This window comes from Rhizorhapis sp., assembly GCF_035276005.1.
Taxonomy (GTDB): Bacteria; Pseudomonadota; Alphaproteobacteria; order Sphingomonadales; family Sphingomonadaceae; genus Rhizorhapis.
In genome coordinates this window covers 1-19915 of record NZ_DATEMB010000025.1, presented here as the reverse complement: position 1 = coordinate 19915, position 19915 = coordinate 1, and the positions used below count along the sequence as shown (strand labels likewise).

Sequence of the window (19915 nt, the reverse complement as noted above, 5' to 3'; positions counted from 1 at the left end):
TCATAGATGAAGGCGGCTTCAACAGTTCAGCGCGTGTTGCAGGATGATCTGTGCTCTGGTTGCGGATTATGTGCAGGTGTTTCCGGCGGTGCCATCGAGATGGCGGTTGCTCCCCCCGGATTTAATCGTCCCGTTGTCAAGGGGGCCATCGACCCTCGTGCCGAGGCGGTCATTGCCGATAGCTGCCCCGGCAGCAGGGTTGCGCCATGGCGAAGCGACTTGCCGCCCTCTCCCTATTGGGGACCGGCCGAAACCATTTTGACGGGCCATGCCCATGATGAAACCGTGCGCTTTGCCGGTTCGTCGGGCGGAGCGATAACCGCGCTGCTGCTGTTTGCGCTGGAAAGCGGTCTGGTCGATCGGGTGGTGCAGGTGAATGCGGATCCGGCCTTTCCCACCCGGAACCGGATCCTCGTGTCACGGACCGCCGAGGAGGTGCTGGCGGCGGCGGGCTCTCGCTATGCCGCTTCATCGCCTCTTGCCTCCATTATCGAGGAATTGGAGCGGGGCGGATGCTTCGCCTTTGTGGGGAAGCCTTGCGACATTTCAGCCCTGCGGCAACTCGCAAAGCATGATGCTCGGGTCGACAGGCATATTCCCGTGAAACTGTCCTTTTTCTGCGGGGGAATACCGAGCCATCGCGGTGCAGAGAATATATTGGCTGAAATGGGTCTCGGCGATGCCCCTCTCGCCGAATTCCGCTACCGGGGCAATGGCTGGCCAGGGCTGGCGACGGCGCGGACGGCTGACGGGCAAACGGCGCAGATGAGCTATGCTAGAAGCTGGGGCCATCATTTGTCGAAGGAAGTGCAGTTCCGGTGCAAGGTCTGCCCCGATGCGGTGGGTGGCGCTGCCGATATTGCGTGCGCCGACGCCTGGTATGGAGGCGAGAGCGGCTATCCGCAGTTCGATGAGCAGGATGGCCGGAGCCTCATCATGGTTCGCTCCACTGTGGGGCGAACTTTGCTGGACAAAGCGGTTGCCTCCGGGCGATTGGAAGCCGCGCCGCTGGCGGAAGGCGAGATCGTCCTGATGCAGCCTGCACAGGCGCGGCGCAAGCGGCTGGTGAAGGCGCGTTTTGCCGCTATGCGGCTTGCTGGACGGAAGCCGCCGAGGGTGGAGGGATTGTTGGTGGACGAGGCGTCGCGGAGAGCGGGCCTTGTGGAGAAGTTGAGGAATTTTGCGGGGACATTCCGGCGAGTGATGGCGGCTCGTCCTTGACATCATGAGGGGCCCGGCCCCGCGGATCGCACCAGGGCCAAGGGCCTAATGAACATGGGGAATGATTTGGAATGGCGATTTCGGGCCAGGGGCGCCTGCGCGCGGCGCGCCTTGGGGTGTGCCTGATGACATGGGCGAGCCCGGCGATGGGCCAGGAGCCGGAGGAGCGATCCCTGGAGCTTCGGGTGGGCGCCTCCGCCTTCTATGACAGCAACGCTGCGCGTTCGAGCAGGGTGCAGGCCGCCGCGCGGGGTCTGGCGCGGGAGGAGATGGAGTTTCGGCCCTCTGCCAATGCCGCCCTCGTGCTGCCATTCGATCAGCATGCATTCTTTGCGGACAGCCAGGTGGGCTATGAGTTCCATTCGCGGAACAAGCGGTTGGAGAGCGAAAGGATCGCTGCAACGGGCGGCGTCCGGCTCCGGCGCGCAGGTTGCCAGATCGAGGCGCGTGCGACGTACTCCCGGCGGCTTAGCGAACTGGCGGACGATTTTTCCGCCACTTCGGGCAATGTCGAGCAGGTAAGCGGCGCGGATGGAGAATTGCAGTGCAGGAAGGGCGTTGGCTTATCGCCCGCCGCTTCGATTTCCTATCGCCGCTCCCGCAATGCGCAGGAAGTGCGGCGGCGGTCGGATCTGAACAGCCTGACCCTGACCGGGGGAATTGCCTATGACCAGCCCTCGCTGGGGCGGCTGTCGCTGCTCGCAAGTGCCAGCGATCAATCCTATCCCCACCGCCTTTCCATCGCCGGGAGGCGGGACGGCATCCGCACCATATCGGGGCTGCTCCGCCTGGAACGGGAGGGGGGGGCGCTGCTGAAGGGAAGCGTGTCGGCAGGCTATATTCATGTCGATCCGGACCTGCCGGGGGTGCGGGGGTTTGAAGGGCCCACCTATGGCGCGGCACTCCGCGTGACGCCGGGCGGGCGGGCGGCCCTTGAGCTGACCGCCGAACGCTCGGTCGAGGCTTCGAACCGCATGGATGTAAGCTATTACAGGCAGGATCGGCTGGGCCTTTCCGTGCACTATGTCCTGGGTCCGCGCCTTAACGCCGATCTGCGGGGAAGCTGGCGCAGGCGCCGGTTTGCGCCTTCCCCTGCGGTGCCGGGTGTGACGCCTCCGGGCTCGGATCGAAGCTATGTCATGGGCGCGGGCCTTCAATATGCCCTCAACCGGCGGGTCGGGCTCAATCTGGATGTCGATTATCAGCGGCGGGATGCGGCGGTGGACCTGTTCGATTATGACGGGCTGCGCGCCGGCCTGACCGCCTCTTACCGTTTGTGAGGATGAGATGAGCTGGTTGAATATCTGGTCTCGGCTGCTGGCCGTTCTTGGTCTCTGTTGCGCCAATCCCGCCTTGGCCCAGGAGGCCGTCACGGATGCGGGCTATGTCATTGGCGTGGGAGATGTGATCGAGGTTTCACTGGTGGGCGTTGCTGACTACCGCTCGCGCGTGAAAGTGCAGGCCGATGGAACCGTGCTTCTGCCCTATGCCGAGAGCGTCAAGGCAGCCGACCGGACAGCATTGCAGTTGGGACGGGAGATTGGCGGCACCTTGGCTCGAGGCGGCTATTTTGTGAAGCCGCAGGTGATCGTCGACATCGTCTCCTACGCCAGCCGCTATGTGACGGTTCTGGGTGCCGTGGCGAGCCCTGGGCTAGTGCCGGTGGACCGGACCTATCGCCTTTCCGAGATATTGGCGCGCGTGGGCGGCAAGCGTGAGGGGGGCGCTGACCATGTGATGCTCCGCCGCGCTTCGGGTGAGGAACTCAAGCTCAGCCTGGACGGACTGGCGACCGGAGGCGAGGCAAGCGATCCGCAGGTTCAGCCGGGGGACAAGATCTATGTCCCTGATGCCGGGCAGTTCTTCATTTATGGCCAGGTGAATGCTCCTGGCGCCTATGCGCTGCGTGACGGGATGACGGTGCGGCAGGCGCTCGCGCGCGGAGGAGGGCTGACGCAGCTCGGTTCCCAGAAGCGCGTCAAGATCTTTCGCGGCGGGAAGCAGGTGAAGGGAGCCGGGCTGGAAAGCGCGGTTGCGGCAGAGGATGTCGTCGTTGTCGGGGAGCGGTATTTCTGATGAGCATTCAGCAGTTCTTCGCCATCCTGTGGGCGCGGCGGGCCTATATTTTCGTGACGCTGGCCGGGTCGCTTATCGGGGCCAGCCTCGTCGCATTTCTGCTGCCCCCTCGCTATGAGGCAACTTCCCGCGTGATGTTGAACTTCATCAAGCCCGATCCCGTCACCGGAGAGGTGATTTCGTCCAGCTTCGCCCGCACCTACACCCAGACACAAAGCGAACTCATCCGCGACTATCGCGTGGCTGGGCAAGTGGTTGACCGGCTGGGCATGGCGGGCGATCCGGTGCTGCAGGCTCAGTTTTCCAGTCTCCCGCCCGAGCAGCAGACGGATTTCCGGCGCTGGCTGGCGGATTCGATCATTGCGCGGACGCGGGCGGATCTGGTGATGGGGACGAACATATTGGAGATCAGCTACCGGTCGACCAATGCGGAGATTGCCCGCATCGTGGCCGACGCGCTGCGCGACGCCTATGTCGATATCAGCCGGGCGACCCGGCGCGAAGAAGCGCTGCGGAACGCCAATTGGTTCGATCGGCAGGCGACGGAGATCCGTGCGAAACTGACTGAAGCCGAAGAGGCAAAGGCAGCCTTTGAAAAGGCGCATGACATCGTCCTGCAGGAGGATAATAGCGATATAGACAGCGTCCGCCTGGCGGCTCTCGCGGCAAGCAGCGCGCCGGTGATGCCCGCACTGCCGGCGGCTGTCCCGGTCGCGTCAGGCTCGGCGTCGCAACTGGCCCAGATCGATGCCGCCATTGCGCAGTCTGCAGAGCGGCTTGGTCCAAGTCATCCCCAGATGCAGGCGCTTAGGGAACAGCGGCGGATAATCGCAGCGTCGGCCGCGCGGGAAATGGCGGCGGCCAATAGTGCGAGCGCGGCCGCCTTGCAGGCAGCGGGCACTGGCGCGCTGACGATCAGCCGGGAAGTGGCGGCGCAGCGGTCCAAGGTGATCGCCCAGCGCGACAAGTTGGGAGCGCTGAGAAAATTGAAGGATGAGGTCGACCTTCGCCGTGCCCAACTGGCCAAGATCAATGAGCGCATCGGCGCTTTGCGGCAGGAATCGGAAGCCGATCAGACGGGGCTTACGGTGCTTGGCAATGCCGTTGCACCGGCCTCGCCCTTTTTCCCCAACAGGCCGCTGATCCTGATCGGAGCGGCGGTGCTGGGGGTGGCGATCGGCGGGCTCACGGGGTTGTTGCTGGAATTGCTGGGGCGGCGCGTCAGAAGCGTGGGGGACGTGGTGAATGGCTTTGACGTGCCGCTGCTTGCGGTGATGGAGAGGCCTGAGGATCGGCGGCCGCACGGCGTTCTTGCGCAGGTGCAGGCGCTATTCTGGCCCCGTCATGCATAGGGGATATGCTCATGAACACTGAATCCATTGCCGATATTCAGGAACTGAGCGAGACAGTATCCCGCGGTCCCGGCCAATGCACTTTTTCGGAAGGCGTGATCCTGGCCGCCGATCCGCACGGAGCGAGAGCGGAAGCGCTGCGGTCGCTGCGCACGCAGCTTATGGAAAGGCATTTGCGGCTGGGGCGGCGGGCCATCGCGCTGTGCAGTCCGGGCGCTGGCGCGGGCACCAGCTTCATGGCGGCCAATCTGGCGGTCGCCTTTGCACGGGCGGGCGCGAACACCCTCCTCATCGACGCCAATATGCGCGATCCTGCCGTTCAGGATTTCATCGTTCCGGCTCAGCCGGTGGCGGGCCTGGCACAATGTCTGGCGGGAAATGGGAACTGCGCCGATTTCATTCAGGGCAATGCAGTTCCCAATCTTTCGATCCTTTATTCAGGCGGTCCTGACGCGGCGGCGCTGGACAGGCTTTCCGGGCCATCGTTCCCAGCCCTTATGGCCCGATGCATGCGGGATTTCGATCTGGTCATTGCCGACACACCGCCTGCAAACCGCCATGCCGACGTCCTCAGGATCGCAGCGGCGGCTGGCCATGCGCTGCTGGTGCTTCGCAAGCATGTCAGCTTCATGGCGGATGCCGATATGCTGATCGGCCAGCTTGCGGCAAGCCGCGCGGGTGTTGCAGGTATCGTGCTCAATGAAGGGCCCTGATCCGCAGGCCGGGGGAGTTGCAGGTCCTTGCCTGTCCTTGCCTCTGCAAAAGGGGTTCTCTTCAAACGGCTTGGCGGACAGGTGGTTCGCCATCGCAGGCCTCGCGGCGCTCGCGATCCCGACACTCTTTTCCCTTGGCAAAGAGTCCTGGTCGACAGAGGCCGGAGCGCATGGTCCCATAGTCCTTGCCACCGGGCTTTGGCTGTTCTGGGTTCGCTGGAACACGCTTCGGGAGGAAGCGCAGCCCGCTGGCCCCGCCATTGCCGCGGTCCTTTTCCTCATTGCGTTGCCCCTCTATGTTTTTGGCCGCGCCTATGATTTCCTGTTTCTGGAGGCTGGCGGACTGTTCGGAGCTTTCGCAGCCCTGTTCCTTGGCCGGTTTGGCTGGCAAGCCGTCCAGAAACACTGGTTCCTGCTTTTCTATATGGCCTTTCTGATCCCTGCGCCCGGATGGGCGCTGGACGAGGCTACCCAGCCGCTGAAGCAGTTGGTCTCCCAAGCCTCCACAGCGATGATGCGCGGCCTGGGCGTGCCGGTCTTCCGGGAGGGAGTGACGCTTTATATCGGGCCTTATCAGCTTCTGGTGGAGGATGCCTGCGCCGGGATGAACAGCTTGATGGGCCTTATCTCCATCAGTCTGTTCTATATTTATGTGCTCCGTGGCGCGGAGTGGCGCTATGCGCTGCTGCTTGCGGCGCTGATCGTCCCGGTGGCGGTGATGGCCAATATGGTGAGGATCAGCCTGCTGGTTCTGCTGACCTGGGGCTATGGAGATGCAGTGGCGCAGGGTTTTCTTCATTTTACCGCTGGATTTCTGCTCTTTGCGTTGGCCCTGCTGCTGATCTTCGGTCTGGACTGGCTCTTGAGCCGGGCGATCGGCGGCGGCCGATGAGGCGCAGAGATGTTCTGGTAGGCGGAGCGGCCCTGGCGGCCGCAGGTGCGTCCTGGATGCTGGCCCCACGGGAGACGCTCGACCTTATGGGCCGGGCCAAGCTGGCGGAGATCGTGCCCGACCGCTTTGGAGCCTGGACATCGGAACTTTCCGACAAACTGGTTCAGCCGAAGACCAGGGGAAAGCTGGCCGACTTGCTCTATTCGGATACGCTTTCCCGCATCTACAGGAGAGCTGGTCACGAAGAACAGGTCATGATGCTGATCGCTTATGGCAGCACGCAAAGCGACCTGTTGCAACTCCATCGGCCCGAGACATGCTATCCCGCCTTTGGCTATCGCATCGCACGAAATGAGCAGGTGCGGCTGAAGATTGGCGAAAAGGGACTGCCGGCCCGCGAGATGCTGGCGGTGGGGCCAGGACGGTCCGAATCCATACTCTACTGGACGCGGATCGGTGATGCATTGCCCACCGATGGCGGCGAGCAGCGGCTGGTGCGGCTGCGGATGGCGATGGCGGGTTATGTTCCCGACGGCTTGCTGGCACGATTTTCGATCGAAGGGCAGGATACCGCCGCTGGAAAGCGGCTGGCGGGCTTTGTGCAGCAAATGTTGGGTGCCGTTGCGGCGGAGAAATTGCCGGCTCTTATCGGCCGTGCGCATCATGCAAATGACAGATCATCGATAGAATAGATCTATCGAAATTTATTAACATTCTATTTGAAGCTTCGATCACGATCGCTAGTAAGGGCACTCATAGCCTTCCCAGGCCGCATGATAGGAGACGCCCGATGAAGACCAGAGCAGCCGTCGCTGTTGCGCCCAACAAGCCGCTTGAAATCCACGAAGTGGAGCTCTCCGGGCCCAAAGCTGGTGAGGTGCTGGTGGAGATCATGGCGACGGGTGTGTGCCATACCGACGCCTATACGTTGGAGGGCAAGGACAGCGAGGGCATCTTTCCGTCGATCCTGGGGCATGAAGGCGCGGGCATTGTGCGTGAGGTCGGGCCGGGTGTGACTTCGGTCAAGGCCGGGGACCATGTGATCCCGCTCTACACGCCTGAATGCCGGGAGTGCAAAACCTGCCTGTCCCAGAAATCGAACCTCTGCACCTCGATTCGCTCGACCCAGGGTCAGGGGTTGATGCCCGATGGGACCAGCCGTTTCTCGCTGGGCGGGGAGACGCTCTATCACTATATGGGCTGCTCGACCTTCTCCAACTTTACGGTGATGCCGGAGATCGCGGTGGCGAAGATCCGCGAGGACGCCCCCTTTGACAAGGTGTGTTACATTGGCTGTGGCGTGACCACCGGGGTTGGTGCGGTGATCTGGACGGCGGGGGTTGAGCCGGGTTCGAATGTCGTCGTGTTCGGCCTAGGTGGGATCGGCCTTAACGTGATTCAAGGCGCCCGGCTGGTCGGTGCGAACAAGATCATCGGCGTGGACGTGAACCCCGCCAAGCGCGCCATGGCCGAGAAGTTCGGCATGACGCATTTCATCAATCCCAAGGAAGTGGGCTTCGACAAGGTGGTCGCGGCGGTGATCGACGCGACCGACGGCGGCGCGGATTACAGCTTCGACTGCACCGGCAATACCGATGTGATGCGGCAGGCACTGGAATGCTGCCACCGCGGCTGGGGCGAAAGCGTCATCATTGGCGTTGCGGAGGCGGGGAAGGAAATTTCCACCCGTCCGTTCCAGCTGGTGACGGGCCGCGTGTGGAAGGGATCGGCCTTCGGCGGTGCCCGCGGACGGACGGACGTGCCCAAGATTGTCGACATGTATATGGACAAAAAGATCAATATCGACGACCTCATCACCCACACCATGCCGCTCGACGACATCAACAAGGCATTTGACCTGATGCACGCGGGTGAGAGTATTCGCAGCGTGGTGCTGTACTAATCTTAGTCAGGGCCGTCCCAGTCCTGGGGCGGCTTTTTTGTGCAAGGGAGAAATATTATGGCGATCTTTACGCATTGCTGTGTTGGGGCCAACGATCTTGAGGCTTCGAAGGCGTTTTACGACGCGGCGCTTGCTGGACTCGGGATTAAATATCTGGGTGCGATGAGCGAGAACAGCGCACTCTATGGCAAGGATGCCCCGGAATTTCTCGTGCTGAAGCCCGCCAATGGCGAGCCGGCCTGTGTCGGCAACGGCTTCACCCTGGGCTTTGCCGCCGAAACGCGGGCGCAGGTGCGCGCTTTTTATGAGGCAGGCCTTGCCAATGGCGGCACCGACGAGGGTGAGCCCGGCCCCCGCGCCTTTCACCCCCTGGCCTATGGCGCCTATCTGCGCGATCCGGTCGGGAACAAGATCTGCGCCTATTGCTACGCCGACGGCGAGTAAGGTGAAAGCGGGGAAGAGGGGCGGCGGACTGGTTCAGTCGGGCCCGGCCCCACTCCCCGCCCCCTCTCCCCTAAAGGGGAGGGGGAGATTTTGGAGACGAGCGTGACGATCGAGACCCTTTCCACCAACAAGAGCTTTGGCGGCGTGCAGGGCGTGTACAGGCATGCCTCCCGCGAGACCGGCACGGACATGACCTTTGCCGTGTTCGTGCCGCCGCATCCCGAGGGCGCGAAGCTGCCGGTGCTCTGGTATCTCTCCGGCCTTACCTGCACTCATGCCAATGTGATGGAAAAGGGCGAGTATCGCCGGCTAGCGGCGGAGCTGGGCTTGATTGTCGTGTGCCCGGATACCTCGCCGCGCGGCGAGGGCGTGCCGGACGATGCCGAAGGCGCCTATGATTTCGGGCTGGGCGCGGGCTTTTATGTGAACGCGACGCAGGAACCCTTTGCGAAAAACTACCGCATGCTCGCCTATGTGACGGAGGAGCTGCCGGAGATCGTCGCGGCGAACTTCCCCGCGGACATGGCGCGGCAGTCGATCTTCGGCCATTCCATGGGTGGGCATGGGGCGCTGACCATCGCACTTAAGAATCCTGGCAGGTTCAAGAGCGTGTCGGCCTTTGCGCCGATCAGCTCGCCGATGAATTGCCCCTGGGGCGAGAAGGCATTGGGGGGCTATATTGGACCCGACAAGGCGCTCTGGCGGCAATATGACACCTGCGCGCTGATCGAGGACGGGGCGCGGGTGGACGCGATCCTGGTGGATCAGGGCGAGGGGGACAATTTCCTTGAAGGGCAGCTCAAGCCCGAACTGCTGAAGGCCGCATGCGAGAAGGCGGGCATAGCGCTCCAGCTTCGGGTGCAGCCGGGCTATGACCATAGCTATTTCTTCATTTCGACCTTCATGGAAGATCATCTGCGCTGGCACGCCAAAGGGTTGAGGGCTTAACCCCCAACCCTTCCCTTCGTCAGTTCGACGCTTCCACCGGCCGGTCATTGAGGGGCTGGAGCGGACGCGCATTCTGTCCGAACAAGGCCTCATATTGATGCACCTGAGCTGCGGAAATCGGCATCCGTTTGCGCAGGACGATCCAGCGGACATTCTGGCTGCAAGGCGGCGTCGTCAGCGAGCCTGAATAGGTGACATAGCTGTGTTCCGCCGGCAGCAGGCTGGAGGGATCGAAAATCTGGTCCTGCTGAAGCTTTGTCTTGCCTGCTTTTTGCGGAATGGCGGAGAGCAGGGGCGCCAGCGCCTGATTGTCCTCTCCCTGTTCGAATAATATGGCGACGACGGCCAGATCTCCGGCGGCGTTGCGGTGCACGAAATGCGCGTCGGCGGCAAAGCGCCCGCCGTTCACGGCCTCTTCGCTGGGCGTGTGGAAATGGATCTGGACCAGGTCGTAGCTGTCGGAGCCGATGGTCAGGTGAGACCCGGCCGGTGCCTCTATCTGGGCGGCATGGCCATTATTCGTGATGTGCAATGGACCCGCTTTATATGCGAACTGCAGGGGAGCAAGATCGGCGAGACGAACCTGCGCGATGTCGATCGGGGATTGCTGCTTTCCGGCATCGCACTGCGCATAATCGGGGCTGAGGTGCCCCCAGCCGCCGGGGCCATTTGTCCCGCTGCCATAGTCCCAGGCCGGGTGTCCGGCGGCCAGTGCGCCGGTTGCGAAAGCGAAGGCGAGACTTGTCATTATCGTGGTTTTGAAGAGGCTTTTCACTTGCTGTGTCTCCATATGTACGCAGGCGGCGTATCCGCGCAGCGGCGCTAAGCTGGAGACATTCGTTTCTCTAACGAAAATAAGCATTTCCAATCATCGAACGCGTCGATGATGGGCGCGTACGCGCGGCTGCTGTGCGCGGCGGCAAGTTCACGCGGAAGCGCAGAGGCCACGGGGCGGCGGCGGGTTTTTAGGCCCGTTTCCGAACTCCGCGTCTCAACAAGTGAACAGGTCAGGGATCAAGGATATTTTTTCGGCCAGTCCTCGGGATAGGGCGCTTTCCAGCTTGGGCCGCGCACCCACGTGGTGCCGCGCGGAGCAAAGCCTTCCTCCAAGGTGCCGACGCGCTTCATGGCATCGGCAGTGGCGGCATCGCGGCACGACGGCACTGGCGGTGAGGCTGTGTCCGATTCTCCGAGCTTTTCACACAGGAAGCGTGCGGTCAGATTGACCCGCTGACGCAAAACTTTCCTGTCGCTTTCCTTGCTGAGATCAAGATCCGCATAGCTTACCGCTTGAGACAGGGACTGCACGCTGTCCGGAACCTTCCCATAGCGCCCGGAAACGATGATTTCCTCCGGGGCGTTCTGCGCCAGGGCGGGCGTAGCCGTGACAGCGATGGCGGCACCGATGCATAATGAGCGTACAGGCCGAAAGTCGGGGATGTTCATGATACCTCTCCTATCGAGGCAAAGGCCCTTCAGGGGGGCTGCGAGTTCCCCTCGCTCTCCAGCGAAAGGAAACGCTGAGCCAGAGAGGGGGTTCCGGGGGCTTGCGCGGGGAGGCGAGGCGTTGGATGTGTCGAGATAGTATCAGCAGAAGCGGGGTCCCTGCCTTGCGGGGACGACGGGGTTTGGAACCACGTGCCGCCAAGTCTCGCTGCCCTCTCCCAGAGGAGAGGGATTATATAACCAAATAGGCAAAAATAACTTGACACCGTCACGCTGATCTGGCACATATCAGACATGCTGAAAAATTGTGAGTCGCGCTGATAGTGCGGCTGGGGCTCGGGCGGTTGTCCGGGCCTTTTTGTTTGCGGGCGGGAAGGATGGTGCGCTTGTGGCAGAGAGTGAGGGAAAGGTTGGGGCTCTGGTGGTGGGGCGTTGCTATACCGGGAGCCGGGATGGGCAGCCGCAGAAGAAACGGGCCCGGAAGGGGTCCTGTACGCGGGAATTGGCGGAGACCTTCATGCAGGTGCTGAGGGATACCTGCAATGTCATGGAAGCGGCCCGGGCAGTGGGGAAGACGACCGCGATCATCTATCGTTGGCGGCTGAAGGACGCGGCTTTCCGGGCGGCCTGGGACAAGGCGCTGGACGAAGGTTATGCGGCGCTGGAGATGGAGCTGCTGCGGCGGGCGCGTTTTGGGCAGGACGTGACCGAATATCGCACCGGGGATGACGGCCAGGAGGCGCCGGTCAAGCGGGTGCATAGCTATTGCAATAATCTCGGCATGCGGTTGCTGGCGCAGCATGCCAGGACCGTCGGGGCTTATCGTGCGGGGCAGGGCGGTGGCAGTGATGGATCGCGGGCGCTGGAAGAGATCAGGCGGAAGTTGATGGCGATGAAGGAGCGGGGTGAGGAGTGAATTTGAGCGGAGTGAGATGTTCCGGCCAAAGAAATCTCCGTCGTTCCTGCGGAGGCAGGAACCCCGCTTTTTCTGCTGTCCCCGTTAGTTAAGGAAGCGGGGTCCCTGCCTGTGCAGGGACGACGATGCTTTCCTGCGAACTCCTTTTTCCTACTGCATCTTTGGGGAGACAAACAATGGAGGCTTCCTTTGCCCAAAGGCTGGCGGGGCTGCCGGAGAAGGCGTTTTTGCGGCTGTTGCGGCGCTTTCCAGAGGAGGAGCTGGAGGGGCTGGTTCGGAACTGGGAGTTCTGGAGCCGGGCGGGGCAGCGGGAGCCGGAGGGCGATTGGCGGGTGTGGCTGCTGATGGCGGGGCGGGGCTTTGGCAAGACGCGGGCGGGGGCCGAGTGGGTGCGGTCGGTGGCGGAGGCGGATGGTGCGGCGCGGATCGCGCTGGTGGGGGCGACCTTGCATGAGGCGCGGTCGGTGATGGTGGAGGGGCCGAGCGGGCTGCTTGCCATTGCGCCGGAGGGAAAGCGGCCGGTCTATGCGCCTTCGCTGCGGCGGCTGGTGTGGCGGTCGGGCGCGCAGGCGATGCTATATGGCGCCGCCGAGCCGGAGAGCCTGCGCGGGCCGGAGCATAGCCATGGCTGGGCCGACGAGATTGCCAAATGGCCCGATGGCGAGGGTGGGTGGGACAATTTGATGATGGGGATGCGGATGGGCGCACGGCCGCGGATCGTAGCGACGACGACGCCCCGCCCAGTGCCGCTTGTGCGGAGGCTGGTGCGCGAGAGCGATGTGGTGATGACGCGGGGGCGGACGGGGGAGAATAGGATGAACCTCCCAGGTTCCTTTCTGGCGGCGATGGAGGCTGGCTTTCGCGGGACCAGGCTGGGGCGGCAGGAGCTGGACGGGGAGTTGATCGAGGAGATCGAGGGGGCGCTGTGGAGCCGCGAACTGATCGAGCGGCGGCGCGTGCGGGCGGCGCCTGCGGTGCGGCGGATGGTGATCGGCGTCGATCCTCCAGCAAGCGCGCATGGCGATGTTTGCGGGATCGTGGCGGTGGCGCTGTGTGCCGACGGGCGGGCCTATGTGGTGGCGGACGCCAGCGTGGCCGGACGATCGCCCGAAGGCTGGGCGCGGGCGGTGGCGGAGGCGGCACAGCTGCACGGCGCGGACCGGGTGATCGCCGAGGCCAATAATGGCGGGGCGATGGTGGAAAGCGTGCTCCGGGCGGCGGACTTCGCCCTGCCTGTACGGCTGGTGCATGCGGCGCGGGGGAAGGTAGCGCGGGCGGAGCCGGTGGCGGCGCTGTATGAGGCGGGAAAGGCGCTGCATTGTGGGGCCTTCCCGGAACTGGAGGACGAGATGTGCGGGTTGATGACCGGTGGGGGTTATGAGGGGCCGGGCCGGTCGCCGGATCGGGCGGATGCGCTGGTGTGGGCAATGACGGAGGTGATGCTGGGGAGTGTAAAGGGCGGAGCGCGGGTGCGGGTGCTCTGATATTCTCCTCTCCGATCGGGAGAGGGGGCCAAGTCTCCATATCCTCCCCCGCCCGAGGGGAGGGAAGCTGAGGAGCTGATCATGAAATGGTTTGGGAAGAAGTCCGCCGAGGCGTCTCGGCGGCCGGTTTTGGCGCGTGGGTGGTTTGGGTGGCTCGGGGCTCCACTGGGCGAGTGGCCGACCAATTATGAGGGGCAGGTGAAGGCGGCGGTGCTGGGGAATCCGGTGGCGCAGCGTGCCCTTCGGCTGGTGAGCGAGGCTGTGGGCGGGGCGGCCCTGCTGGCTGAGGGCGGGAGCGCCAAGGACCGGGAGAGGGCGCTGGCGCTGGTGCAGGCGCCGTCGGCGGGGCAGGGGCTGGTGGAGACATTGGCGGCGCATCTGCTGTTGCACGGCAACGGCTATGTGCAGGTTGCGACCGGCGCGGATGGGGAGGTGGCGGAGCTGTTTGCGCTGCGGCCCGAGCGGGTGAGCGTTGAGGCGGACGCGCGGGGCTGGCCTATGGCATATCTGTACCGCGTTGGTGAAAATGTGGCGCGGCTTTCAAGTGAGGATGCCGCCGGGCGGACGGCGGTCATCCATGTGAAGAGCCTGCATCCGCTGGACGATCATTATGGCCTGGGGTGCATAGGAGCGGCGGCTGGCGCGGTGGCGATCCATAATGCGGCGACGGTGTGGAACAAGGCGCTGCTCGACAATGCGGCGCGGCCCTCGGGCGCTCTGGTTTATGAGCCGGGGGAGGCGGGGGCGGTGATGTCGCCAGAGCAGTTCGACCGGATCAAGGCGGAGATGGAAACGGCCTTTCAGGGCGCCGCAAACGCTGGGCGGCCGATGCTGCTGGAGGGCGGGCTTAAGTGGCAGGCTATGAGCCTGACGCCTGCGGACATGGATTTTGTGGGGTTGAAAGCCGCGGCGGCGCGGGAGATCGCGCTCGCCTTTGGCGTGCCGCCGATGCTGATGGGGCTGCCGGGGGATAATGCCTATGCCAATTATCGCGAGGCCAACCGGGCCTTGTGGCGGCAGACGATCCTGCCGCTTTCGGAGAAGATATTGGGCGGGATTGCGCACGGGCTGAAGCCCTGGATGCCGGGGGTAAGGCTGGCGGTGGACCTCAACAAGGTGCCGGCGCTGGTGGAAGAGCGCGGGGCGCTTTGGGACCGGGTGAGCGCAGCCGATTTCCTTACACGAGAAGAGAAGCGGGCGATGCTGGGCCTGGGATGACATCGATGCGGCAGACCCGCTTTTCCGGGTCCCAGCGGCCGCCCTGGTCGAGGCACTGGTCGATCAGCCAGTAATCCGACCACCAGAGCCAGATGAGCGCCGCCGTCAGGATGATGAGCAGCGCCAGGAGCAGGTATCGGATCATCCCTGCAGCTTAACCCGGCGTCGGGTGCAGGGAAAGGAGGGATCATGAATGATGGTGACATGCTGGCGCGGCTGGTGCGCCAGGCGGAGGAGGATGGCGCGGGGCTGGTGACGGTGCGCGCGCTGGTGGAGGAGGCGAGCGAATTGGGAGCCGGAAGAGCGCTGGCGCGGCTGGGGCTGTCCGATGCGGGGGCGGAGAAGGATGTGCGCGAACTGCGCGAGCTGCTGGGGGCCTGGAGGGATGCGAAGCGGGCGGCGCGCAATGCAGTGGTCGGGTGGATCGTGCGCGGGTGCCTGGCGCTGGTGCTGATGGCGGTGGCGGTGAAGGTTGGGGTGTTTGGGGTGTTGAGGGGGTGAGGATGGGGGATATTGGCGAAAGAGCCTTGAGCGATGTCGGGCCCCACCCCCTGACCCCGTCCCCTGAAAGCGAGGGGGGAGTGCGGTTTGCGGGCTATGCGGCTGTATTCGATCATGTCGACCGGGGTGGGGATGTGGTTCGGCGGGGGGCGTTTGCGGGGGCGGGAGCCGTGCCTTTGCTGTGGCAGCATAAGCCCGGGGCGGTGATCGGGACGGTGGAATATCTGCGCGAGGACAAGCGGGGCCTGCGGGTGATCGGACGGATTTCGCCGCGTACGGCGGCCGGACGCGAGGCAGCGGCGCTGCTGAAGGAAGGGGCGGTGATCGGGCTGTCCTTTGGCTATCGGGTGCGGGAGGCTTCGGAGGACAAGCCGAGGGAGCTGCGGGCGCTCGACCTGGTGGAGGTGAGCTTGGTGCGCTTTCCGATGCAGCCTTTGGCGCGGGTGCATGCGGTGGAGGAATAGTGGTGCGTTTCTGAGGGTGAACCCCCCCTCGCCCAACTTCGGCTAGGCAGCGAGCTGCCAAGCCTTCCTATCCCTCTCCCCCTTGGGGCGAGGGCTTTTTTTTGTGTGTGGGAGATGACTATGTATGAAGTGAAGGCGGATGCGCTTGAGGCGAGCTTTGATGCGGTGCTTCAGGCGGAGAAGATTGCGGCGCTGGAGGCGGATGTCGCCACGTTGAAAGGGCAGGCGGTTGCTGCGCAGAGACCCGCGCTGGATGGGGTCAAGAGCGTTTTGGACGACCCGAAGCGGACGGCCTTTGTCGAGCGCTATCTGCGCAAGGGGCTTGAGGCCGGAGTGGAGTTGAAGAGCTTTTCGGGCGCTTCGGGTGCGGAGGGCGGCTATGCGGTGCCGCGCGAGATAGACGCCCTTATCGATGCGACATTGAAGAGCATTTCGCCCATTCGCACCATTGCCAATGTGGTGCAGACCGGATCGGCAGGCTATCGCAAGCTGGTGACAAGCGGCGGCGTCCCTTCGGGCTGGGCGAGCGAAACGGGTGCGCGTGCCGAGACGGGAACCCCGGTCTTCCATGAAATCGTGCCGCCGTCGGGGGAGCTGTTCGCCAATCCGGCGGCAAGCCAGGCGATGCTGGACGATGCGCAATTCGATGTCGAGAGCTGGCTGGCGAGCGAGATCGCGATGGAATTCGCCAAGGCCGAAGGTGCGGCGTTCGTCAATGGCAACGGCATCAACCAGCCCAAAGGCTTCCTGAAAGCGACGGCGACGAATGAGGCCGACAGCGTCCGGGCGTTCGGCACGTTGCAATATGTAGCCTCAGGTGCGGCGGACGGCTTTGCGGCCGTCAGGCCAGAGGAGAAGCTGGTCGATCTGGTGCATTCCTTGCGGGCGCCATATCGGCAGGGGGCGGCGTTCCTGATGAACTCGTCGACGCTGGCGCGCATCCGCAAGTTCAAGACGGACGATGGCGCCTTTATGTGGCAGCCGGGGCTGGCGGCGGGTCAGCCTGATGTGCTGCTTGGCTATCCAGTGGTCGAGGCCGAGGACATGCCCGATATCGCGGCGGGGAGCTTTTCCATCGCCTTCGGCAATTTCAAGGCGGGTTATGTGATTGCCGAACGGGCGGCGACGACGATCCTGCGCGATCCCTACACCAACAAGCCGTTCGTGCATTTCTATGCGGTGAAGCGGGTGGGCGGGGCCGTTGCCAATAGCGAGGCGATCAAGCTGATGAAGTTTGCTGCTGCGTAAGTGCCGCTATGGGGTGAGGGGATGCGCGTCACTGCTAGGGCGCAACCCCTCACCCAGCTTCGACTAGGCAGCACGCTGCCAAGTCTGCGCAACCCTCTCCCAACGCGAGAGGGTTTGTTCGTTCGAACATCGGGAAAGGGAAAAGCGGCATGCCGATTGGGGATGCGGCGCTGGAAGGCGCGCGTGGGGAGGTGAAGGCTTGGCTGAGGCTGGAAACCATGCAGGAGGACGCATTGGTCGACCGCCTCGTCAGGAGCGCCATTGGCTTTGGCGAGGGCTTTATCGGCCAGGCGCTGATCGTTCGGGAAGAGGTGCAGCGCCTGCCCGCATCGCGGGAGTGGCAACGGCTGAAATGGACGCCGGTGCGGGCGATCTCGGGCGTTGCCGGCGTGCCTGCGGAAGGAGTGGTCTTTGCGATGCCGGCGGGGAGCTATGCTGTTGACATTGACGGCAATGGCGATGGCTGGGTGCGGGTGATCGAACCAGGTGCGGCGGGGCGGATCGATGTGACGTGCAGCACGGGGGTCGCAGTGGACTGGACCGGATTGCCCGAGGCGATCCGGCAGGGCGCGGTGCGGCTTGCCGCCCATATGTTCGCACATCGCGATGGCGAGGGCGGGGCGCCGCCCGCTGCCGTGAGTGCGCTGTGGCGGCCCTGGCGGCGGATGAGGATCGGCTGATGGCGGGCGAAATTGCGGGATTGCTGATCGAGCGCGTGACGATCGAGCGACGGACGGAGGAGCGCGATGCGCTGGGCGGCAGCGCGGCGGCATGGACGCAGGAGGCCGAGGTCTGGGCAGGGGTGGCGCCCGACAGGCGCGCTGCTGAAACGGCAGGCGGGGCTTTGCGGGGAGAGCGGCGCTGGGCGGTCACGCTGCGGCGGCGGAGCGGGCTTGGGCTGGACTGCCGCCTGCTCTGGAAGGGCAGGGTCTTGGGCGTGCGGCTGGTGGAGGATGATCCGCGGGTGGGGGATGTGATGATGCTCCGGTGTGAGGAGGAGCCATGTTCGAGCGGCTGATGGCGTTGGGATTGCGGCGTGCAGAGGTGCGCAAGGGGCTGAGGATTGCGGTGCTGGCGGAGCGGCTGGGCGAGGATCTGCCGCCCGGCGTCCGGGTGGAGGCTGGGGAGGACAGCGTAGTGCTTTCCGGGCGAAGGCTTTGGCCGCGGTGGCTGAGCGATGCCCGGTTGAGGGCCATTGGCTTGTTGGCGAGGGGAGAGGGTGGATGAGTGCTGCGGTGATGGCGGTGCAGAAGGCCGTAGTGGCGGCGATGAAGGCCCATGCCCCTTTGGCTGGGGCGGTGAGTGGCGTGTTCGATGGGCCGCCCGCAGGCGCGTGCTTTCCCTATGTGGCGATGGCGGATAGTCCCTGTGTGGATTGGAGCCATAAAAGCGGGCGGGGGCGGGAAATAAGGCTGGCGGTCAGCATATGGGATGATGGCAAGAGGGCGGCGCGGCTGCATGCGCTGATGCGCGAGGCGGAAGCGGCGATCGAAGGGATGGCGGTGGCGCTTGACGGCTGGCGGGTGGTGAGCCTCAATTTCCTGCGGTCACGGGTCGTGCGGGATGCGGATGGGCCGTGGGCTGGGCTGGTGGAGTATCGGGTGAGGGGGTTGGAGGGGTAGGGGGGCCTCCCCTCCCGCTTGCGGGAGGGGCCGGGGGGAGGACCTGTATAGGTAAGGGCCAACATGCCCTCCTCTAACCCCTCCCGCAGGCGGGAGGGGAATGAAGCGCCATCCAGACGTTGATCATCCCGGACGCGTGTTGGTTTCCAGAAAGTCGCGATAGCTGCTCTGGAATTTTTCGAGATAATCCTCGACCTGGAAGTTCGCGTCCTCCTGGGCGTCGGCGTCGGACATCTTGTCGGCCTTGTCGGCAGTGATGACAGCAGTCCGGAAGGCCGCTTCCTGCTTGTCGCAGGCCGGCTTCAGTGCCTTGTCGAATTCGGCGGGGCTAGTCTTCTTGTCCAGATGCTCGACCATGAACTTGCGCAGGCAGGTCGCATATTCGTCGCGTGTCTTCACCATCATGTCGGCCGGCTGGGCCGCCGCGAAGGCGATAAAGCTGAGTGCGGAAAGCAGCATTTCAAGAACCTTTGAGCCTATTGTTTTTGACTAAGGGAGAATGCGCCATGGGTGCGGAAAAGGGAAGTGCTTTCCTTCTGAAAGTGGGCAATGGCGGTACGCCGGTGATCTATGCCACGGTCGCGGGTCTGAGGACGACACAGCTCAGCGTGAATGGCGAGGCCGTCAACGTAACGAACAAGGATAGCGGCGGCTGGCGGGAGCTGCTTTCCGGTGCTGGAGTGCGGTCGGTGAGCGTGTCGGGCGCGGGGATCTTTACCGGGTCCGCCGCAGAGGTGCGGGTGCGCGGCAACGTCCTGGCGGGCGCCATTGATGATTATGAATTGAGCTTTGAAAGCGGGGAGCGGATGCGCGGCCGGTTCCTGGTCACGCGGCTCGACTATGCCGGGGATTATAATGGGGAGCGGAGCTATACGATGAGCCTGGAAAGTTCCGGACCGGTGGTGAGCGAATAGGACGCGAAAATTCGGCTTTTTCCTTGCGGATGGCAGTGAAGAAGCCGGGTCCCTGCCTGCGGCCGAAAGCCGCAGTTTATCCTGAGCGCCCGCCCTGCGGGGCAGTCGAAGGGCAGGGGCGACGGATAAATCGCCAATGCTGCGTTCGCGGGGCGCAGGCGAATTTCAGAGGAGGTGCAAATGACGCACGCGAATTCGGCGCGGGGCGAGGCGATGTTGCGCGTGGGTGGGGAGGCGCTGCTGTTGCGGCCGAGCTTTGCGGCGCTTGTGGCAGCGGAAGAGGAATTGGGGCCGCTGTTTGCGCTGGTAGAACGGGCAGCGGCGGGGGAGATGCGGCTTGCCGAGATGGCGGTGCTGTTCTGGCATGTGGTGGCGGACCGGCCGGAATGGGTGACGCGGGAGGCGGTGGGGGATGCCGTGCTGGCCATGGGGCTGGCGCAGGCGACGCCAGTGCTGCGGGTGGTGCTGAAGCAGATTTTGGTGGGACGGTGAATGTCATTCAGGCCCCACCCCAACAGGCCCCACCCCAACCCCTCCCCTGAAGGGGAGGGGC

General features: G+C 64.0%; 26 protein-coding genes. 22 read left to right on the top strand and 4 right to left on the bottom strand.

Annotated elements, in window-relative coordinates; all coding sequences use genetic code 11:
* The first annotated feature begins 6 nt into the window (after positions 1-6).
* From VJS46_RS06560 to fghA, 10 genes are all read left to right on the top strand, one after another.
* Positions 7-1221 carry a Coenzyme F420 hydrogenase/dehydrogenase, beta subunit C-terminal domain gene (locus tag VJS46_RS06560; RefSeq protein ID WP_324058785.1) on the top strand — a complete coding sequence of 405 codons (1215 nt, stop codon included), beginning with the start codon at positions 7-9 and terminating at the stop codon, positions 1219-1221.
* Between the two features lie 71 nt (positions 1222-1292).
* On the top strand, positions 1293-2501 hold the full coding sequence (locus VJS46_RS06555; RefSeq protein ID WP_324058784.1) for an outer membrane beta-barrel protein: 1209 nt from the start codon (positions 1293-1295) through the stop codon (positions 2499-2501).
* Between the two features lie 7 nt (positions 2502-2508).
* Positions 2509-3297, top strand: coding sequence for an SLBB domain-containing protein (locus VJS46_RS06550; RefSeq protein WP_324058782.1), 789 nt, complete (start codon positions 2509-2511; stop codon positions 3295-3297).
* Positions 3297-4649 (top strand): GumC family protein, encoded by a 1353-nt coding sequence (locus VJS46_RS06545; RefSeq protein ID WP_324058780.1) that lies wholly within the window; start codon positions 3297-3299, stop codon positions 4647-4649. Before VJS46_RS06550 ends, VJS46_RS06545 begins: the two co-directional genes overlap by 1 nt.
* An 11-nt stretch (positions 4650-4660) precedes the next feature.
* Positions 4661-5362, top strand: a complete 702-nt coding sequence (locus VJS46_RS06540; protein ID WP_324058778.1) for a CpsD/CapB family tyrosine-protein kinase — start codon at positions 4661-4663, stop codon at positions 5360-5362.
* A gap of 70 nt (positions 5363-5432) precedes the next feature.
* On the top strand, positions 5433-6254 hold the full coding sequence (gene xrtV, locus VJS46_RS06535) for an exosortase V (RefSeq protein WP_324058776.1): 822 nt from the start codon (positions 5433-5435) through the stop codon (positions 6252-6254).
* Complete coding sequence (gene epsI / locus VJS46_RS06530) at positions 6251-6946, top strand: exosortase-associated protein EpsI, V-type (protein ID WP_324058774.1); 696 nt, start codon at positions 6251-6253, stop codon at positions 6944-6946. The genes xrtV and epsI overlap by 4 nt, the downstream gene beginning before the upstream one ends.
* 98 nt (positions 6947-7044) lie before the next feature.
* Entirely contained in the window at positions 7045-8157 is a 1113-nt protein-coding gene (locus VJS46_RS06525; RefSeq protein ID WP_324058772.1) for an S-(hydroxymethyl)glutathione dehydrogenase/class III alcohol dehydrogenase, read from the top strand.
* A 57-nt stretch (positions 8158-8214) separates the two neighbouring features.
* Positions 8215-8601, top strand: coding sequence for a VOC family protein (locus tag VJS46_RS06520; protein ID WP_324058770.1), 387 nt, complete (start codon positions 8215-8217; stop codon positions 8599-8601).
* Between the two features lie 108 nt (positions 8602-8709).
* Positions 8710-9549 (top strand): S-formylglutathione hydrolase, encoded by an 840-nt coding sequence (gene fghA, locus VJS46_RS06515; RefSeq protein WP_324058862.1) that lies wholly within the window; start codon positions 8710-8712, stop codon positions 9547-9549.
* Positions 9550-9568: 19 nt separating this feature from the next.
* Here the strand turns inward: fghA and VJS46_RS06510 are convergent, their stop codons facing one another.
* Both VJS46_RS06510 and VJS46_RS06505 read right to left on the bottom strand, forming a co-directional pair.
* The gene (locus VJS46_RS06510) at positions 9569-10339 is read right to left on the bottom strand and encodes a carbonic anhydrase family protein (RefSeq protein WP_324058769.1); all 771 of its coding nucleotides are present in this window, start codon (positions 10337-10339) and stop codon (positions 9569-9571) included.
* A 224-nt stretch (positions 10340-10563) separates the two neighbouring features.
* Positions 10564-10995, bottom strand: coding sequence for a UrcA family protein (locus VJS46_RS06505; RefSeq protein WP_324058767.1), 432 nt, complete (start codon positions 10993-10995; stop codon positions 10564-10566).
* A 388-nt stretch (positions 10996-11383) separates the two neighbouring features.
* Here VJS46_RS06505 and VJS46_RS06500 point away from each other — a divergent pair, with 388 nt between their 5' ends.
* The 3 genes from VJS46_RS06500 (at position 11384) to VJS46_RS06490 (ending at position 14613) form a co-directional block, all read left to right on the top strand.
* The gene (locus VJS46_RS06500; protein ID WP_324058765.1) at positions 11384-11911 is read left to right on the top strand and encodes a hypothetical protein; all 528 of its coding nucleotides are present in this window, start codon (positions 11384-11386) and stop codon (positions 11909-11911) included.
* Between the two features lie 176 nt (positions 11912-12087).
* Positions 12088-13395 (top strand): DNA-packaging protein, encoded by a 1308-nt coding sequence (locus VJS46_RS06495; RefSeq protein WP_324058763.1) that lies wholly within the window; start codon positions 12088-12090, stop codon positions 13393-13395.
* An 81-nt stretch (positions 13396-13476) separates the two neighbouring features.
* Positions 13477-14613, top strand: coding sequence for a phage portal protein (locus tag VJS46_RS06490; RefSeq protein ID WP_324058761.1), 1137 nt, complete (start codon positions 13477-13479; stop codon positions 14611-14613).
* Here the strand turns inward: VJS46_RS06490 and VJS46_RS06485 are convergent.
* Entirely contained in the window at positions 14573-14758 is a 186-nt protein-coding gene (locus VJS46_RS06485; protein WP_324058759.1) for a hypothetical protein, read from the bottom strand. The two genes, VJS46_RS06490 and VJS46_RS06485, sit on opposite strands and share 41 nt — an antisense overlap.
* Before the next feature lie 44 nt (positions 14759-14802).
* On the opposite strand from VJS46_RS06485, the gene VJS46_RS06480 reads away from it, so the two are divergent.
* The 7 genes from VJS46_RS06480 to VJS46_RS06450 all read left to right on the top strand — a co-directional run bounded on the left by VJS46_RS06480 (position 14803) and on the right by VJS46_RS06450 (position 18448).
* Entirely contained in the window at positions 14803-15114 is a 312-nt protein-coding gene (locus VJS46_RS06480; protein ID WP_324058758.1) for a DUF6127 family protein, read from the top strand.
* A gap of 2 nt (positions 15115-15116) precedes the next feature.
* Positions 15117-15578 (top strand): HK97 family phage prohead protease, encoded by a 462-nt coding sequence (locus VJS46_RS06475; RefSeq protein ID WP_324058757.1) that lies wholly within the window; start codon positions 15117-15119, stop codon positions 15576-15578.
* A gap of 120 nt (positions 15579-15698) precedes the next feature.
* Positions 15699-16826: a phage major capsid protein gene (locus VJS46_RS06470; protein WP_324058755.1), complete on the top strand. Its 1128-nt coding sequence runs from the start codon at positions 15699-15701 to the stop codon at positions 16824-16826.
* Between the two features lie 149 nt (positions 16827-16975).
* A complete protein-coding gene (locus tag VJS46_RS06465) occupies positions 16976-17506 on the top strand; it encodes a head-tail connector protein (protein WP_324058753.1) in 531 nt (176 codons plus the stop codon).
* The gene (locus VJS46_RS06460) at positions 17506-17844 is read left to right on the top strand and encodes a head-tail adaptor protein (protein ID WP_324058751.1); all 339 of its coding nucleotides are present in this window, start codon (positions 17506-17508) and stop codon (positions 17842-17844) included. The genes VJS46_RS06465 and VJS46_RS06460 overlap by 1 nt, the downstream gene beginning before the upstream one ends.
* Positions 17829-18053, top strand: coding sequence for a hypothetical protein (locus VJS46_RS06455; RefSeq protein ID WP_324058750.1), 225 nt, complete (start codon positions 17829-17831; stop codon positions 18051-18053). Before VJS46_RS06460 ends, VJS46_RS06455 begins: the two co-directional genes overlap by 16 nt.
* Positions 18050-18448, top strand: coding sequence for a DUF3168 domain-containing protein (locus tag VJS46_RS06450; RefSeq protein ID WP_324058748.1), 399 nt, complete (start codon positions 18050-18052; stop codon positions 18446-18448). Before VJS46_RS06455 ends, VJS46_RS06450 begins: the two co-directional genes overlap by 4 nt.
* A 123-nt stretch (positions 18449-18571) precedes the next feature.
* Here the strand turns inward: VJS46_RS06450 and VJS46_RS06445 are convergent, their stop codons facing one another.
* Positions 18572-18907: a hypothetical protein gene (locus VJS46_RS06445; protein WP_324058746.1), complete on the bottom strand. Its 336-nt coding sequence runs from the start codon at positions 18905-18907 to the stop codon at positions 18572-18574.
* Positions 18908-18954: 47 nt separating this feature from the next.
* Here VJS46_RS06445 and VJS46_RS06440 point away from each other — a divergent pair, with 47 nt between their 5' ends.
* Both VJS46_RS06440 and VJS46_RS06435 read left to right on the top strand, forming a co-directional pair.
* On the top strand, positions 18955-19362 hold the full coding sequence (locus tag VJS46_RS06440; RefSeq protein WP_324058744.1) for a phage tail protein: 408 nt from the start codon (positions 18955-18957) through the stop codon (positions 19360-19362).
* A gap of 180 nt (positions 19363-19542) precedes the next feature.
* Complete coding sequence (locus VJS46_RS06435; protein WP_324058742.1) at positions 19543-19854, top strand: gene transfer agent family protein; 312 nt, start codon at positions 19543-19545, stop codon at positions 19852-19854.
* Positions 19855-19915 lie beyond the last annotated feature (61 nt).